The organism is Paenibacillus gorillae (assembly GCF_000513275.1).
Taxonomy (GTDB): Bacteria; Bacillota; Bacilli; order Paenibacillales; family Paenibacillaceae; genus Pristimantibacillus; species Pristimantibacillus gorillae.
In genome coordinates, this window is the sequence record NZ_CBVJ010000118.1 from 88,663 (window position 1) to 105,601 (window position 16,939).

Consider the following 16,939-nt stretch of genomic DNA (forward strand, 5'->3'; position numbering starts at 1 on the left):
GTGCTGCTCCAAGCCTGGTTTACAGATCACAATGCTATGCCGCGTAAAATCATTGTATACAAAGAATACGATCTCTTCAAAAAACGTCCTGTTGCTCCAGGATAGCTTCTGCTCTTTCGGAACTAGCAACGACAATTAAAACCACGAGCAGGGCTGCAAGGACCATCCCGCTTATCATAGCATAATCACCTCTTTTTTCAAAAAAACTATGCCGCCTTAGCTGCTTTTATGAGCAGTATTCTCCCTTTCTTTCATGTTTAGACACATCCAGCGCACAAAAAAAACGAGCCTCTCAGGGCTCGTCCATTTCATAAAAATTGATATAATTACTCTAAAAATCCTTTGATTGCCGTGCTCGGAAGCTCAGCCTTAGCTGTTCCAGAGCCCGCTTGAATGCCCAGACGCTGACCAACCTGCTGATTGATCTGCGTCATTTTCTCCGTCTGTTGCGAAACGGTTTGAATAATTTGACGGTTCGAGTTCTCGTATTTATCCATTGCCGAGAACAAATCCGACATTGCCCTTTCAACCAGTTCCATACTCATCGCCGGCTTGGTCAAGGCTTGATTTGCCTTATCACTCGTTTCATTCAGTAAACGCGCATTTTCGGCAAATTGATTGCCCAGCATTTCATTCGTTGAATTAACGGCTTCAATCGCTTTCATCTGATCATCTATGGCGCTCGCAATCAAGACGGAAACCGACATCAGATGCTGTGTCTTGTCAATAGAGCTGTCCAGCGCATCCATCAGTTTATCATTGGTGTCATTAATAATATCGGTTGCTGCAATCGCCTGCTGATAGAGCATAATCATCTCAGTATTGGTTTGAAGCTTGGTTACGACTTTCCGGAGACCGCGCTCTAAATACGTTTTCCGGTGCTCGTTCTCAGGCTTTACAATCTCGTCCTCGAACAGTTTTTTGAGACGGTTGCCGTATTCAACGAGCAATTGCAAATCATAAACATTATCCAAGCTGCTACGCTTTAAGTTTCGCATGTGTACAACATTCTCTTCCAGATTGTCACGTCCGTCGCGCAGCGACTTCACAATAACCTGTACATTCGTTTTCGCCGATTGATATTTGTAGATGTAGTTTTTCATAGGCGCTTTTCGCATCAGCTTCTGGACGAGCGTCAATTGTTTGCTTCTGCTCAAATCCTCAACCTCGTTGCGCAGTTTAAGCATATTAGTTGCCACTTCGGAACGTTTACCGGACATTAAATCCGACAGAGGCCTCTCCAGCATTGTAAGCGTCTGCCCCGAGCGTTCCAGCGTCTTTTGTCCTTTTTTCGTAATCTCATCCATCAGAATGTCCAGATTCATCGCATCTGTAGCCGCTACCTTCTGCATCGTGCTTTGCACTTCATGCTCCAGCTTCTGGAGATCTTCGTTTCTAATCTGTACTAGCTGTTGTGACATGGTTCATTTCCCCTTTCGATGGTTGGTAACACGTATATAAGTTTTGGTGATAACTTAGTCAGATGAATTATGTAATTGTCATTTGCCTGACGGCATCTTAATCTGTCAAACGGTAACGTTGTTGTATTAATTCTGCTTTCGTGTGGAGTTCCATAAGGTCCTTCTGCTCAATGGTCTTCGTGTAGAAAGTAAGCTTGGAATTAATATCCTTAATACCATCAAGCAAAAGTCGCCTGTTTTTGCTCTTCGCCTCGCCGCTAAGTCTAATAAAAGGATTAATGGTCGAATTTAAATCTTTTCTAACCAAACGTACGATATTATGATTGATGCTTGCATCGCCCAATGCCACTAAATCCGGAATGAGCCGGTTAAGGCGGGCAAGCAGGGCCAGCACTTTTTGAACGATTTCATCGTCCAGATTGTTCTTCTCACCCTCTAGTAAAATCATATCCTCAATAATTCCAATATACTCTAACGCAGATGCAAGCTCGGGATCCTGAATCGTCGAAGGCGACGCAGTTGGAGCTTCACCTTGCGCCGCTGAGCTGGATACCGAAGGCTGTCCTGTTGACGATTGCATGGACACATCTGCTCGCTGCTGCTGAGGCTCTATGACATCAGGATGAATCTGCTGTCTGCCGCGCTGCTTGATTGAGAGTGCTATAAGCAAGCCAGCCGCAGGTATGGCGATCGCAATATAGGGAGAAGAAACCCAATAAACGACCAGAGCTGCCATATAACTGACAATCGCTATGCCTAAGTTTTTTTTCATATTATTCATTGCTGCACCTCCGTTTAAGCTTGCTGATTCCGATGTCTATGCTAATCTCACAATCCAATTATCTCGTTTTTAGTATACTTAAGTCAATTTTTAAAACAATAAAATACAAACACACCAATCTCACTATCATTAGACAACTCTACTTAAACTCCCCCGTGTAAGTCCAGTTAGAACGCTTCTCTTATCACTTGCAGATTATCCACAGTTAACGAAACTACAAGCTTCTTAAAAAAAGAAAAAGAAGGGACTCGCGTCGCCCTCTTCCTCTACATCATCCGTTATAGTCTGTGCGTTGCTAATATTCCCTGAAATCATGCGTTAATCAGCTATTGCTTCATAATAAGGGGCTGTTCCACATAACCCGCTTGAATACCGAACTGAGGAACAGGTGGAGTAATCTGCTTACCCTGAAGCGCTTGAACAGCCAAATAAGGCATATTCACACCAGATAGGCAGGTAATATAGAGACCACCGGACATGCGCGGATTAATTTCCAGCAGTTTTGGGATACCATTCGAGTAACGGACTTGAATATTGAAGGCATAGGGAATACGAAGTGCTACAGCAATTTTTGATGCTATATCCAGCAACTCCGGAGATTCCTCTAGCAGATAGGTGCGCCCTGTTGATTTGCGGCGGGGAATCGCAGTGAGCAACTCACCCTCAGCAGTAGCTACACAATCGATACTATATTCTGTACCCTCCAGAAGTTCCATAACCATCAGCGTCTCAAATTGCCCGGTCAGAGACAAAGTCTGATAAACCTGCTCAAACGTCGTGCTCAGCGTCACATAGCCGTAAAGATCCCGAAGCGGATCACGATCATTTTCTATAATTCGGAAACCCATGCCTCCCTCCGACTTTGTTGGTTTAAAGCAAACCTTATGTCCAGCTGCCACAAGCTCTTCATACGCTTCTTTGAATTGTTCAGCCGTATGGACCACCCGGTAATCAGGAATCGCAACAAGCTCCTTATCCCGTACCGCCTCGTAGAACTTATCCTTCTCAATCATCGCATCGAGCAGCTCGATATCACGGCAGACCATCACCTTCGTACCAATCTCGTCAAATAGATGTACGTACCGGGATATTTCTTCCATATGCAGGCGCGGGATAAAAATGTCGATTCGATTCTTCTTGCAAAACTCAACGCAGAAATCGACATATTCCCGCCCAAATACGGCTGGCTCCGTTCCAATATGATCGGACGCCAGCAAGGACATGTGATTGATATCAGGATGTGTACCGAAAAATTCAAACGTTTCACCATCCGGGTTGTTCCGGATCATATTAATGTAATGATAAGCTACCGAAAACCAACGATTCATATATACGCGTGTCATGTCAGTTACCCTCTCCCTAACATTCAGAATAATGCAGTACTTGGTGCTTTCACTTATGCTCTGCGAGTATGCTCCAGAATGGTGTCTAACAGTTCATCTGATGCATACGCGCCTCTAGCTTTTGTAAATTGAATATGAGGATGTGTATCATAGGTTCGGCCTAATTCACCATGAGCAGGCGATAGCGCAAAATTAGCAGCCAGCAGCAGGCTTTCGTCCAGTAAGCTGTCACCAGCGGCATAAATAAAGCTTGCGCCTAGCTTCTCTTTCACATATTGAATAGCCGCCCCTTTACTTACTTTCTCCGGCACCAAATAGATTTTTCGGCCTTGCAGTGAGTAGCTCCACCCGTGTGCGGCCAGCTCCATGCGCAGCACCTCAAGCGCTTCAAGCGGCAAATGCTCCCGCTCCACCTTAATAGAATAAAACAGGTCGTCGCAAAGATCGTTTGATTTCACCCAATGGTCGCTTGAAATTTTGGCAAATAGGCTGGCAATTTCCGTATTCGCGGCACAATCCCGCTTGACCGCATCGCGCACATAGCTGTTCCACTCGTGATCAACTTGCCCGTTTACCAGAATCGTTCCGCCGTTGCTCACAATTACATACTCGGGCTGGAACAGCTCCCTGATCCCGAATATCCGGTTGAACTGCTCAGGAATCCGGGTCGTTACAGGAACAAAACGAGCAACACCCGCCAGCTCCTTCAGCTTCTCGACGGCAGGCTTGGTCATATAAGAAATATGCCTGCCCTCATAAAGCTCAACCGGAACCATATCCTCTATAACGGCCTCGCCCTTGGATCTGGCAGAATAAATAAGCGTTTGATCCAGATCGCTTGCAAAAATCATTCCGCTTCCCCCTTCAATGCTTTAATAATTCCGCAACACGAATAGGTCATATCCGGAAATTCTTCAACTGGCACACCGCGTTCCTGCGCTAGAAGAAGAATATGCTTCAGATTAGGATTATCCAAGCGATCTACGAGAATTTTCCAAGGCACTCTGCGCAGCAGGACTCTGGTCGTCTCCCCCACGCCCGGCTTTACCAAGTTAACATCGGTTATGCCAAACTCGCTTTGAATACGAGCGATATCCCGCATGCCCTGCCAAGTGACTTCCATTTGATCAGGGTTCGCTTGCATTTGAAATGCTTCTTCCTTTGCTTCAACCGCCGTTTGATCGAAATAAGCAGATATATTGTCTACAAAGACACGGGATAAATCGGACGACTCCCATTCCTTATAGTATTTGGCGCCATGAAAATCATCTTGGCCAATAAGATCTTCTCGCAAAACGGTGCGGCTGATTAGACCTGAAACGGTAGAGTTCAGGCAGGCACTTGCAATAAGAAAATCTTCTCTTGTGCCGTATGTGCCCGCGCAGTGGCCCGGGTCCGCAAGCACAGCCAGCTCGTCGTTCAACTGGATACCATATTTTTCGTTCATGCGCTCACATGCAGCAATCAGAACCTTGCGAATTGCTCCCTTGCCTGTCCAGCCGTCCACGAACTGTACCGCCTTAGCAGGATGTTCCTGATTAATATAAAGCAAAGCATTCTCGTCGATCCCTTTGCCTCTTATAATCGAGAGGCTGTAATGGGGAAGATCGACACCGTACATTTGCTTAACATAACGCTTGATCAGAACCCCTATAGGCGTACCGCCTCGGGCTAGCGATGCCAGTACAACATCAAATCCATGTTTCTTGATGATCATCTCTGACACTGTACCAACAGCTCTAGCTATTCGGGCCGCCGAATCCTTCAATGTTAATTCAAAAAGCCGGATATATTCATCCGTTGGCTGGTACTCCAATGGCAAGCTTTCAGAGTAATGGCCTCCGTTTTGCATCGCCGCCTCTCTATCCTCCGTGCGCTGCTCCAGTGAAACATGGCTCAAATCCTTGAGCAGAAAAGTCACGTCCTCCGAATCATAGCTACCGATCGGTGCAGGAGCTTTCAGCCGCTTACGACTGAAGTAGACAATATGGATATGAGGTATGCCTAAACCATTGAGTATGTCTCTAAGCTCCTCTAATTGGCTCGCTGCAATCTCACGTTCGAAGAAAATAAACATTTCATCATAATAGCCGCTCGGAATGTTATACATGAAATTCGTCACATCAGCATGCTCAGGAGAGGCAAAACGGAATGCGGAATGAACAGCATAATCCGAATGAATATGCGGATGGATTGGGCTGCGTGTACTGGACTGGTACCAGGTATCCGAGCCAAGCTTCGCTGCTACCCGCATCGGAATGTACATAAACTCGCCTGTACCCATGCAAAGCGCATTTATTCCCGTTCTATGACGCTTCAAAAAAGCTGCAGCGCGATCTATTTCTGCATCCAATGCCAAACTGCCCTCTGACGTTAGACCGAATCGGCCGGTGTTCAGCAAATAAGAAATTTCGTCCCCTGTAGCCTTCATGCCTTCGAAGCAGTGATTGGCATAAAGGAAGTCAATCGTAGTCTCATTCTCCAACTTGCGCTGTTCAATCCATTCATCCGAATTTTCCACCGGGGTGCCTTTCACTTCGATTTGCCCGGATATAAGCGACAAACAGTTAATAGTTACACCGAGCTCCTGCTCCAAGTCGGCGAAGCGCTGAATGTGCTCGGCTGACCTCCAGTCCAATAGACTCGCAACCACATAGCTCTTCCTGCCATATTTGGCATTCAGATCACGAATAATATTAATGGTTGTTTTTCCGGTAGTCATCTCGTCATCTACCAAAACAATCGTATCCGCTTGTTCAAATAAAGAGGAGTCTGCGGCATAGCAGCGATGTGTCGTCGCATGCGAATGCTCTTCTTCAAAATCGATACAGGAGGTCATATACGCAATACTCTCCCGCGTCGTATGCAAGTAGGATGCTTGTCCCTCGAACATATCAAACATGCTGTGACCAAGAGCCGTCGCTGTTTCCGCAAATCCGATAAAGAGCGTTTTGTCATCCAATCTCATTTTGCTGCTCTTCATTTGTTTATAGATGGCAGCTCCGGAATCCGGCTCCTCAAATGCCTGCAGCAGTTGCTCAAGCGGAACGAGAAGCTGTTCCTCTCTGAACTGCTGATACAATAAACCAAGCGCCGCACCTGATAATAAAGAAATATGAGGCCTTACCGGAATATGCTTGCCCAGCACCTTGCTAACGAATAAGAAGCCCCGTTTCTTATTGATCCTCGCCGCCATCTGAAACAGCCGCTCCAACGGAAGATTGTATACATTCCCTGTCACTTTTATCGTAACCTCTAAATCTCCAATAATGTTAAACGATTGCTGATTCTCGTTCTGCTGCAAGAAGGCAGGTAAAGTTCTGGTTTTCATTTAGCACCCCATATATGTTAGATCTGATCATTATTTTTCTGGCCCAAGTCATATGCGGCTTGAATTCATTCATTTTGTTGGAATAGCGGCTCTTCATCACGCCCAAATCACCTTGTCCGTTCTCAATAATGTGCAGAGCATCCATATACTCCTCATGCGTGACAACAAACATCGACTGCACCGGCTTGATATGGGTAGGGTGAATAATCGTTTTTCCGAGAAGGCCATTTTCTTTATCCATGGCAACCTCTCGAATAAGTCCGTCTACATACTTATTGATATAATCCATCCTTAGAATTCTGCCATGCCGCCCCATGCTTTCCTCGAAAGGCGTTTGCCGAAGCTGTGGCTTAAAGACCCGATCACTTTTGAAATATTCCCAAACCGGGCCCGATATCACATATTGATTGTCCATCCGGCCAAATACATTAACAATATCCGCAATACAATCTCGAATGACGCCTATATCATAGATGGTAAGATCAGGACTTCTGCGAAGCCCAAATAAACTTGAAAAGTCCGTAGCTCCAATTCGTACATTCAGCACGTATTCCTTATATTCGTTCAGCAGCGCGGAAATACCTAGCAGCGTCTCCAGTCTCTTCTCGCGGTAAATAATATCTGCGCTCTCCAAAATAGGCATGCCATACAGTGTTGAGCCGCTCTGCGATTTGCCTTTGTTGTAGTCCGCTAGCAGTCTCAAATACTCTCTGCCCGTTTCCACATTGAATTTGGGAAACACAAAGCCTGTTACAAAACCGATTTCTTCTCCGAAAAAAAAGAGCAGCCGCTGTAATTGCTCGGAGGAGCGAACTCTGATAAAAATAAGCGGAACATCATCCGAACGTAGTAATCCTGTCGCAGTGTAGCGACCAATCTTCAAGAGTGTTGCTTTCAATGTTGCTTCTGCATACTCCAGCTGGTTATCGCCTACAGCATCTTCAAGGTCTATCACCATAGACACGAGTCCTTCGTGTTTTACGGCTACCAAATCATCTGCTATGCTTTCCTTGGTTGCCGGCATATAAAGCGCAGCACCAACCGCGTGAGCAATAATTTCTTTGTCAGCATAATTACTGAACTGAGTCGGAAGGGAATAAAAGAAATTCTGCTCTTCTTCATTGGTAAGATAGTTGAAATACCTCAAAGTCATCCCTCCTAAAAATGGTGAAACCCAAGCTGAGAGTGAAAAAATATCCCTCGTGACTCATTGAGGGATATTTCAAATCGAAATCTTATTTGTCAATCACGCGGCTTTGGAGCCTCTCTTTTTTATTGCGCACAGCGCTATAAATGAGCGTGCCTCCAAACACAACGATAATTAAACCGAAGAACAAGCTGTGGGGAACTTCCAAGCCGTACGCACCACCGATCATTTTTAAACCGATGATAATGATGAGAATAAAAGCTGCTTTCTCAAGCTCTGGAAATTTATCGATCAGCTTAAGGAATACTTGGGCAATGCCGCGCATCATAAGAACGCCAAGAATACCGCCAAGGAACAATACCCATACCTCTTCGCTCACGCCAAATGCAGCTAGTACACTATCGATACTGAATGCAATATCCATAATTTCAACAGCGAGCACCGTGCGCCAGAAGCCATAACCCTTGTTTTGGACTTCTTTATCATCGTCGTTGCCCTTCCTGCCAATGTAAGGAATCAAAGGAACATTTCCAACACGCGCAAGTTTGAATTCAAGATGGAAGAGATGACTTAAAGCAATCCACAACAGATATAAACCGCCGGCGACTTTTATCCACGTAATCTGAACAAGATAAACACCCACACCAATGGCAATAAACCGGAAAATATAGGCTCCAATAATCCCGTAGAACAACGCGCGCTTCTGCTGCTCCTTCGGCAAATGTTTAACCATTACCGCTAAAACGAGCGCGTTATCGGCTGACAGCAAGCCTTCTAACAGCACGAGCGTTGCAATGATACCCCAGTTAGTTGGGTTCGTAAACACTTCTGACAAGTTGTCCCAGTGAAAAAAGCTACCGAAATTGGATATGACGTTGTGAATAAAATCAACCATCTATGATAACCTCCGCAATAAGCATCATTTGCTTCCTGCCCTCCAGCTTAGACCCCAGCGATAAGCCTTATCGAGATCTTCATGCCCTGAGAAATATTGTACAAGGCGCTGAATACTGAAGGTTTGATCGCTTACATTCTCAATCATGGCAATCGCGCACATTCTTTTACGATTGTTATGCTCGTCCATGCAGACTTCAATGTCCGGGCCGCCAGTTTGCTTAATCGTCACGACGCCTGCTGCATCCGCCCAATTTGTTGCTCCTTTATAAATATACGCGTAAATGACAATTCTCTTAATTTCCGATACTTTGTTGCCGTTTATTCGCAGATTCTCGCCTGTTTTCACCGAACCCGTGCGATCATCTCCATCCAGGGAAATGTACGGCTCTCGCAAGAAGTCTCCGAAGCTATTGCCAAGGGGCTGTACTGTACCCTTCATCCCATTCTTCAATTCGTAGAGACAGCCAACATCGAGATCAACACCGGCACTTGAAATGCCAAAAAATCCAGGAGAGCCTTTCTTTTGGCTCCAGTTCAAGTTCACTACAATTTCACCGAGTGCTCCAGTCCTCTTCTCTAAGTTGATGACGTCTCCCCGCTTACTAAGGGAAATTTTACTGAGGTTTACAGGTGCTGCTTTGGGCTCAGTTTTAATAGGCTCGGGCGGCTTAGGCGGAATAATCGGGGTATTTACAGGTGTAGGCGGCGGGGTAGGCGCATCGGCCTTAACCTCGATGCCAAAGCTACCACACAGCGCGGCTAGCCCGCCAGAATAGCCTGATCCAATAGCGCTAAATTTCCATTCGCCATTATATCTATATAAATCTCCTACGACAATCGCTGTTTCGATAGAGAAGTTTTTTTCGATGTCATACCGTAATATCTCACGGCCTGTGTTTTCGTCAACAACACGAATATACGCGTCATTCACGCTAGAAAAACTTTGTCTCTTCGCTTCGCCGTCATAAATAGTTAACGTAAAAGAGATACGATCAATCGCTTGAGGCACCTTGTCAATACGAATTGCCACTTGTTCTTGGTCTAATCTTCCTGCCAAATTTCGTTTATTCTCTCCTACTAACGTAATCGCCCCGCTAGCATCACTTGGATTGCTATAAAAAATCAAATCCGAGTCCCCGGAAACTTTGCCGTTTGAACGTAATAAAAAGGCCGAAAAATCAACATCAATGCCTGCTCCACTGCTCCATCCCATGCCGATAATAAGATTATTGAAGGATGGATTGTTTTTGGTAATATCCGCCTTCTGGCCTTTCATTAATGCAAGCACCATGTGTAAACCGCCTTTCTATAAATTAGACTAGGGCGGCTGGAAGCCAGCTACACCCTAATCTTCTGCTGTATTACACGGTTAATCCGTAATTTCGGCAAAGCGCGGCAAGCCCGCCTGAGAAGCCCGAACCTACAGCCTGGAACTTCCAGTCCGATCCCTGACGGTAAAGCTCGCAAAAAACAATCGCTGTCTCAATAGAAAATTCTTCCCCAAGATCATAACGGAGCACTTCTCTGCCTGTAATCTCGTCTACTAGGCGGACAAAAGCATTGGATACTTGTCCGAAATTCTGGTGCTTAGATTCCGAGTCATGAATTGTAACCGTAATCCCGACCCGCTGAATGTGAGCAGGAACTTTCGAAAAATCGATTTTAATTTGTTCGTCGTCCCCGTCACCTTCTCCCGTGCGGTTATCGCCCGTATGCTCAACCGCTCCGTTATAAGCGATCAAAGCATTGTAGAAAACAAAATCTTTCTCGTCTTTGGCTTTGCCATCCTGATGCAGCAGAAATGCGCTGGCATCGAGATCGATTTCACCTCCGCCGGAATATTTGTTTGTATCCCAACCAAGACCTAGCACAATCTTTGTAAGTCCGGGGTTGGTTTTGGTTAGATCAATCCGTTGTCCCTTTGAGAGATTAATAGACATCGTGTTACTCCTCCTTAGCACCTGCCAGGTTTGGACGGTAATCGCAGAGCCCGGCTAGCCTTTTTAAACGCTGCTTTCCGCGGCGTCGAATCGTGATGATTTTTTCAAAAAAAAGGGCCGCCGTCGGCGACCCTTTACGGGTAATTGTCAATTATTAATTTGTAGAAAGGCCGTAGTTGCGCGCCAATCCGCCAAGACCATCTTGGAAGCCGCTGCCGATTGCGCTGAATTTCCACTCGCCGGAATGACGGTAAAGCTCGCCTACAACAACTGCAGTTTCAATTGAGAAGTCTTCACCCAGATCGTAACGGATAAGCTCTGTGCCGCTTTGCTCGTCAACAATGCGAACGAAGGCATTGGAAACTTGTCCGAAATTTTGGCTGCGTGCTTGCGCTTCATGGATCGTAATGCTGAATGCAATTTTATCCGTATCTGCAGGAACTGCCGAAAGGTCAACTTGTACTTGCTCATCATCCCCATCGCCATCACCCGTGCGATTGTCGCCCGTATGAACTACGGAACCGTTACTGTTCTTTGGATTATTGTAGAAGATAAAGTCAGAATCGGAGCCTACTTTACCTTGAGCGTTCAAGCAAAATACAGAAGCATCAAGGTCAAAGTCGTTTCCGCCGTCGTATTTATTCGTATCCCAGCCTAGACCTACTGTGATTTTTGTTAGACCCGGGTTTGATTTCGTAAGATCGACTTTTTGACCTTTAGATAAGTTAATTGCCATTTGAATGCCCTCTTTTCTCAATAGAATTATTGGTATTGACGTGCTAGAACATCGATATGGGCAGCATGAGCGCCTTCTCCGATTGCGTTAAACTTCCATTCCCCATTGTTCCTGTAAAGCTCGCCGACAATTAGCGCCGTCTTGCCCGCGTAACTATCCGTTAAATTAAACCGAATCAGTTCTTGGTTGTTAATAGGGTTAACGATGCGGATAAATGCAGATTGAATCATTCCGAAATCCTGACGTCTGGACTCACATTCATAAATGTTGACTACGACAAGAATTCTATGTATAGAAGCCGGAACACGGTCAAGCTGTACGATAATTTGTTCATCATCGCCATCGCCTTCACCCGTAATGTTGTCACCCGTATGATAGACCGATCCGTCGCCGCTCTGCTTATTATAGAAACAAACGAGACTTTTTTCCCCGCCTAGTCTGCCATTTGCATCGAGCAGCAATGCCGAAGCGTCACAGTCAATATTCGCTGCTTTCTTCATTCCGAAAAATCCGCTCTTTACTGCTACAGGGTCCCAACCTAAGCCGACAATCACCTTACTTAGACCAGCATTCCCCTTAGTAAGGTCTACCTTCTGACCTTTGACGAGAGAAATAGTCATTCGATTTGCACCCCCTTTCCATAATCGTTGCAAATATTTCATTATGATGATGCACGATCTAACCAACAATACGCTCATTCGACACGCAGGTTCCAAAAAAATGAATTCTCTACTATAATTCTACAAAATCTGAAAATATCCTCTTCTTTACTCAAAAACAATATAGGTACAGCAGCCCAGTACGTAAGGCGAAATCGGGACAGCCGTCTCTTCTAGATTGCCGGTTAAATTACAAATTTCTACATAAAAAATGAGCAGACTGATTCTTTTTTCCAAAAAAAAGGTGGAAAAATCTGTTCATAAGCGAGATAATTATAATATAGTAAATACACACTCCCGAGGTGTTCGCATGGACTTTATAAAAAGAAATAAAACCGGTCTAATCTTCGCTATTTTACTCCTCATAAATGGTTTGTTTTTTCTGTCACTGTACCTCGACAAAAATTAAAAAATGCAGACGAAGCCCCTTACCCCGTTAGCAGAGATTTTGTCTGCTTATATCCAATGAAACCGATAGCTTGTAAAACCAATGTCTAGTAAATGTCTACTTTCTCAATACATAACAAAGCCCGACCGCGTGAGGTCGGGCTTCTCATGATGGAGACTATTGGCGCATACTAGTCTTGTCACATATTAATTGTATCTTCAATATCGGCTTAATCTAGCGAGCAGATAAGGGGCATTTACATTCTTGTTAGTCTTGACTATAATTCGCTTTCCCTTGAGATACACGATCACTACATCATCTGAATGTTGTGCGACTTTAATAATATCAATATATTTGAAATCATAACATTTGCCCCAACGATTGATATAGGTAAATGTATATTCCCACATAATAATTTTCCAGTTCCGTCTGAACACAAATAGGACGAACCGTACTAATACCGAGAGAATATACACGGGGATCACGAAAACATTCCCAATGACCATCAGTACAATCCAAGCAACCGGAATTCTAAAACAATATCTCCACCCACTGATGTCCGGCTTCTTTACGATTTGCTCTGCTGATATTTTTGCTTTTTTCAGACTGCGGGGCGGAGCTACGTTTTGAGTCGCTAATGCGTATGTGTCCACAAAACTCGCGGGGTAGTCATCGATTTTTCTATTGATTTTATCAAACAGCCCTGTGTGAGACTCGATGATTACCCAAATATTATCGCTCAGTCCACTGTACTGTTTCGAGAACAATCGCAACATACGGTCGTCGATTCTCGACTTCGAAGGGATATCCCATAACACATCGTCACTGAGCAACGTCTTCCATGCCTCTGGGTCATTTCTTTTCCCTTGGTTGTTAATCAGATGCTCCAAACGAGCCATAAAATCATTTTCCGCTTTCTTCTTATCCAGAACTTGCTCTTGCTCGGCAAAAAAATTGTGTTTTACGGAGAGGTGTTTCTCGAATCTATGTCCTCCATCATGCGATGAATCATCTTCTTGAAAGTCCACGCTTTCGGCCGCGAACAGTCGACGGAATTCTCGAATATCCGCGTCCGCAGCAGCTTCAGCTGTACTTGCTTCAGCTTGCGTATTCACTTCAGTCTCTATTTCATCACCGCCTGCCTTAGTTAGGAGTTTCGCTGCATTCATTGCTGCTGTATACGCTTTTCGAACCCTCTGATAGCCTGCAGGATCATCCTCAGGATGGCAGATGAGCAGCTGCTGCTTGTAAGCTTTTCTAATTACTGCTGTATCTGCCGTTTGATTAATTCCCAGTACTGCCCAGCATTCCATTCTTCTCTCACCCTTATCTTAGCTGCTTAGTAACCGCGGAATTGTTCAATATCATCCAAAAATGCATTGAATTCCTTCACTGCCCGAGTAATTTCTCGCGGATTTTGCTCTGCAAGAACGCCATCGAACTTCGCCAAATGTTCCGCAATGATCTCTCGCTTGACGCCGATGGATTCCTCGTACAACCGTTCAGCTCTCGCTAGAAGCAGCCTGTTTTCAGACCGATCGCGAGGGTGAATTTTAATGTCCTTCAATGCACTGAGCCGTGCGGCTATCGCTTCTGGTGACATCTTTTCCGCATTTTTTTCAATCACAAGCGTTTCAGTTGCCCCGGATAATACCGAAGTGACCTCTACTTCCAAAATACCGTTAATATCATAGGTGAACCGCACATCAATATAAGCCACCCCTTTTTTCAGAGGCGGGACCGCTATTTTCATTTCGCCTAATAACAAGTTGTTGGCTACACGCATACTCTCTCCCTGGTATATTTCTACAAGAATCGTTTCTTGATAATCACTTACAGTGTTAAATCGTTCGACTCTGCTGATTGGAATTGGGTTATTTCGTTCAATAATCGGAGAGAAGTACCCCGCTTCATAACGCTCCGGGTGTCCAATTCTTTTGATGATTTCGATACCCAGCGTATAGGGGCATACATCCGTTAAAATCATCTCTTTTAGCGCATGATCTCGTTTTTTCAGCGCCGCTTGAATCGCAGCACCCAGCGCAACAGCTTCGTCAGGGTGAATGTTTGAGAATGGGAAGAGCCCAAACATTTTGCCTACCACCGACTTGATCAGCTGCATCCGGGTAGCACCGCCAATTAGAATAACTGTATCCAAATCTTTGGTTGTCATTGAGGCATCGCTTAGCGCTCTTTCAATCGGATTCCTTAGCCGTATGATTAATGAAGCGGCGATTTTCTCAAACAGCGGGTAGCTGATATCCACTTCATAGGTTTGCTCTGGCGTTTCATACCGCATCTTCCCTGTCGTACCTGCGCCAAGCTGCCTCTTGCAAAGCTCGGCTTGACTAAAAATAACCGACTTGGCTTTGCTATCCAAGCTGTCAAATTCGATTCCACTATTCTCGATAAAGTAGCTGGCAAGCAGTTCGGTGAAATCCTCGCCGCCCAGAAAGTTATCGCCTGCGACCGATTTGACTTCCATGATGCCTTCAAAATATTCAAGAATCGATACGTCAAACGTTCCTCCGCCAAGGTCGAAAATCAAAAACTGCGTATTGTCCTTTTTTTCGTGCAATCCATAGGAAAGAGCTGCCGCCGTAGGTTCGCTAATGAGCCGCTCTACTTTGAAGCCAGCAATCTCAGCAGCATATTTCGTCGCTTTACGCTGCACGTCGTTAAAATAAGCGGGAACGCTTATGACTGCTTCGGTCACTGCCTCCCCAAGAAAGGCTTCCGCATCTGCCTTCAGCGACCGCAATACAAATGACGAAAGTTCTGCAGCTGAAAAGACATAGTTCTTGAGATGATATTGCTTCTCCGTGCCCATGAATCTTTTGAACGAAGCTACCGTCACTTGAGGATGCGTTATGAGACGCTCCTTGGCAATTTGCCCGACGATGATCTCACCATTATCATCTAAGCTAACGACGGAGGGAGTCAATGTGTCTCCCAACGCATTCGGAATGAGCTTCGGACCATCCTCGGTCCAATAAGCGATCAAACTGTTCGAAGTACCTAAATCAATACCGACTAGTGCCACAAAACTCCTTCTCTCTACTAAATATTTGAATTGAACTTTATAGGAAAATTAAGCGATCTTTATACTAATATAAACAGATTGGAAATATTGTTCAATAATGTCGGAAAATAAAAGTTCATGTCGATTGGACGATAATTGCCTATACAAACCAAAAACTGACCTTATAGGTTGTTAAGTTTGAGTTCCTGGAGGCGAGGGGAGTCAAACCCCTATCCGAAAAGATAACTCATGCTATAACGAAAAATCACTAACGCCCTTCTTATAAGAATATTTCAGCGTATATGCTCCTTCTTCTCCATAGGGCATTGTAGCAATTTTAATGCGAGTATAGTCAAGCCTGCTTTCTCTTAAAACTCTTTTTACTAAGGTTATAGCCGGTTCTTCTTCAGAAACGATACAAAATATATTAAGTGCATATTTATTGGCGTCGGAAATACATTTCCCCATGTCAAAGCCATCAACTCTGCCTAAGTTAGCATCTGCTAGAGACAGATCCAAATATTCCATTACTTTATCTTTTAACCAGTGATCACGTTGGCTGCCTTTTGCACTCTTCAAAGGATATTGGACCACTAACCAAAACTTTTCTCTCATTTGAATTCACCATCCAATGTAAAGTTAATATAGTCACCAGCAATCATATGGTTAATTATAACAAACCCCCAACCTCATGTGGTTGGGGGTTCTGCTGTTAATGGGAGCGCACAAAATAAAGCCCATAACAGAATATTCGTACGCAATTCGCATTATGGTATAAACGCCCATTCCCTTTTCTCCGCTCCTACATACAATGCTTTAGCCCATCCATTAAGGAGTGACAAGATCATGTCATTTTTTCCGCCTTCAGGTCCCCCAGGATTCCCTGGCTTCCCCGGATTTCCAGGGCAACCCGGACAGCCTGGACCATCAGGGCCTCCAGGGCCTCCAGGACAGCCGGGCGCCATGGGACCAAGCTCGCCGCCTCCGGCCTTCACCCCTCAGCAGCCTGCGGTTACGCCATTTGCTGTCGACCCCAGAGCGATTGCTGGCTGTTTATTTCGGAATACGTACGTTTGGCTCGTGAATCGAAATCAATTCTGGTTTTACCCGATTTTCGTAGGGCGCACCTCGGTTGCGGGGTTCCAGTGGAACGGCAGGTTTTGGATTTATACCGGGTTGAGTCTGCAGTCGATTCAACAATTCCAATGTTTCTAAATGAACACAAAAAAAGCTCCGTTCCATCAGGAACAGAGCTTTTTCCGTGTGTTCATAGG

Annotated in this window: 15 protein-coding genes and 1 pseudogene; 1 reads left to right on the top strand and 15 read right to left on the bottom strand. The window is 45.0% G+C overall.

Annotated elements, in window-relative coordinates; all coding sequences use genetic code 11:
• Positions 1 to 326: 326 nt before the first annotated feature.
• The 15 genes and pseudogenes from TY10_RS22725 to TY10_RS22790 all read right to left on the bottom strand — a co-directional run bounded on the left by TY10_RS22725 (position 327) and on the right by TY10_RS22790 (position 16,280).
• Positions 327 to 1,421, bottom strand: coding sequence for a toxic anion resistance protein (locus TY10_RS22725; protein ID WP_042168667.1), 1,095 nt, complete (start codon positions 1,419 to 1,421; stop codon positions 327 to 329).
• 97 nt (positions 1,422 to 1,518) lie between these two features.
• The gene (locus tag TY10_RS22730) at positions 1,519 to 2,202 is read right to left on the bottom strand and encodes a hypothetical protein (RefSeq protein WP_042168670.1); all 684 of its coding nucleotides are present in this window, start codon (positions 2,200 to 2,202) and stop codon (positions 1,519 to 1,521) included.
• 326 nt (positions 2,203 to 2,528) lie between these two features.
• On the bottom strand, positions 2,529 to 3,545 hold the full coding sequence (locus TY10_RS22735; RefSeq protein WP_042168673.1) for an ATP-grasp domain-containing protein: 1,017 nt from the start codon (positions 3,543 to 3,545) through the stop codon (positions 2,529 to 2,531).
• Positions 3,546 to 3,598: 53 nt separating this feature from the next.
• Positions 3,599 to 4,396 (bottom strand): HAD family hydrolase, encoded by a 798-nt coding sequence (locus TY10_RS22740; protein ID WP_042168676.1) that lies wholly within the window; start codon positions 4,394 to 4,396, stop codon positions 3,599 to 3,601.
• Positions 4,393 to 5,547 (bottom strand): cysteine protease StiP family protein, encoded by a 1,155-nt coding sequence (locus TY10_RS31840; RefSeq protein WP_420329426.1) that lies wholly within the window; start codon positions 5,545 to 5,547, stop codon positions 4,393 to 4,395. Before TY10_RS31840 ends, TY10_RS22740 begins: the two co-directional genes overlap by 4 nt.
• A gap of 27 nt (positions 5,548 to 5,574) precedes the next feature.
• Positions 5,575 to 6,876 (bottom strand): annotated as a pseudogene (locus TY10_RS31845) (phosphoribosyltransferase family protein); the annotation flags it as partial.
• Positions 6,818 to 8,023 (bottom strand): HpcH/HpaI aldolase/citrate lyase family protein, encoded by a 1,206-nt coding sequence (locus TY10_RS22750; RefSeq protein WP_238327921.1) that lies wholly within the window; start codon positions 8,021 to 8,023, stop codon positions 6,818 to 6,820. The pseudogene TY10_RS31845 and the gene TY10_RS22750, both read right to left, overlap by 59 nt.
• Positions 8,024 to 8,111: 88 nt before the next feature.
• Positions 8,112 to 8,918, bottom strand: a complete 807-nt coding sequence (locus tag TY10_RS22755) for a TerC family protein (protein ID WP_042168682.1) — start codon at positions 8,916 to 8,918, stop codon at positions 8,112 to 8,114.
• Between the two features lie 24 nt (positions 8,919 to 8,942).
• The gene (locus TY10_RS22760) at positions 8,943 to 10,211 is read right to left on the bottom strand and encodes a TerD family protein (RefSeq protein ID WP_042168683.1); all 1,269 of its coding nucleotides are present in this window, start codon (positions 10,209 to 10,211) and stop codon (positions 8,943 to 8,945) included.
• Between the two features lie 70 nt (positions 10,212 to 10,281).
• Positions 10,282 to 10,860 (bottom strand): TerD family protein, encoded by a 579-nt coding sequence (locus tag TY10_RS22765; RefSeq protein ID WP_042168684.1) that lies wholly within the window; start codon positions 10,858 to 10,860, stop codon positions 10,282 to 10,284.
• Between the two features lie 154 nt (positions 10,861 to 11,014).
• On the bottom strand, positions 11,015 to 11,596 hold the full coding sequence (locus TY10_RS22770) for a TerD family protein (protein ID WP_042168687.1): 582 nt from the start codon (positions 11,594 to 11,596) through the stop codon (positions 11,015 to 11,017).
• 26 nt (positions 11,597 to 11,622) lie between these two features.
• Positions 11,623 to 12,216: a TerD family protein gene (locus TY10_RS22775; RefSeq protein WP_042168689.1), complete on the bottom strand. Its 594-nt coding sequence runs from the start codon at positions 12,214 to 12,216 to the stop codon at positions 11,623 to 11,625.
• 645 nt (positions 12,217 to 12,861) lie between these two features.
• Positions 12,862 to 13,956 (bottom strand): J domain-containing protein, encoded by a 1,095-nt coding sequence (locus TY10_RS22780; protein ID WP_042168691.1) that lies wholly within the window; start codon positions 13,954 to 13,956, stop codon positions 12,862 to 12,864.
• Between the two features lie 26 nt (positions 13,957 to 13,982).
• Positions 13,983 to 15,686: a molecular chaperone HscC gene (locus TY10_RS22785; RefSeq protein ID WP_042168693.1), complete on the bottom strand. Its 1,704-nt coding sequence runs from the start codon at positions 15,684 to 15,686 to the stop codon at positions 13,983 to 13,985.
• A 231-nt stretch (positions 15,687 to 15,917) separates the two neighbouring features.
• Positions 15,918 to 16,280 (bottom strand): hypothetical protein, encoded by a 363-nt coding sequence (locus tag TY10_RS22790; protein WP_042168696.1) that lies wholly within the window; start codon positions 16,278 to 16,280, stop codon positions 15,918 to 15,920.
• Positions 16,281 to 16,511: 231 nt separating this feature from the next.
• On the opposite strand from TY10_RS22790, the gene TY10_RS31850 reads away from it, so the two are divergent.
• Positions 16,512 to 16,880, top strand: coding sequence for a collagen-like protein (locus tag TY10_RS31850; protein ID WP_238327924.1), 369 nt, complete (start codon positions 16,512 to 16,514; stop codon positions 16,878 to 16,880).
• Positions 16,881 to 16,939: the final 59 nt, after the last annotated feature.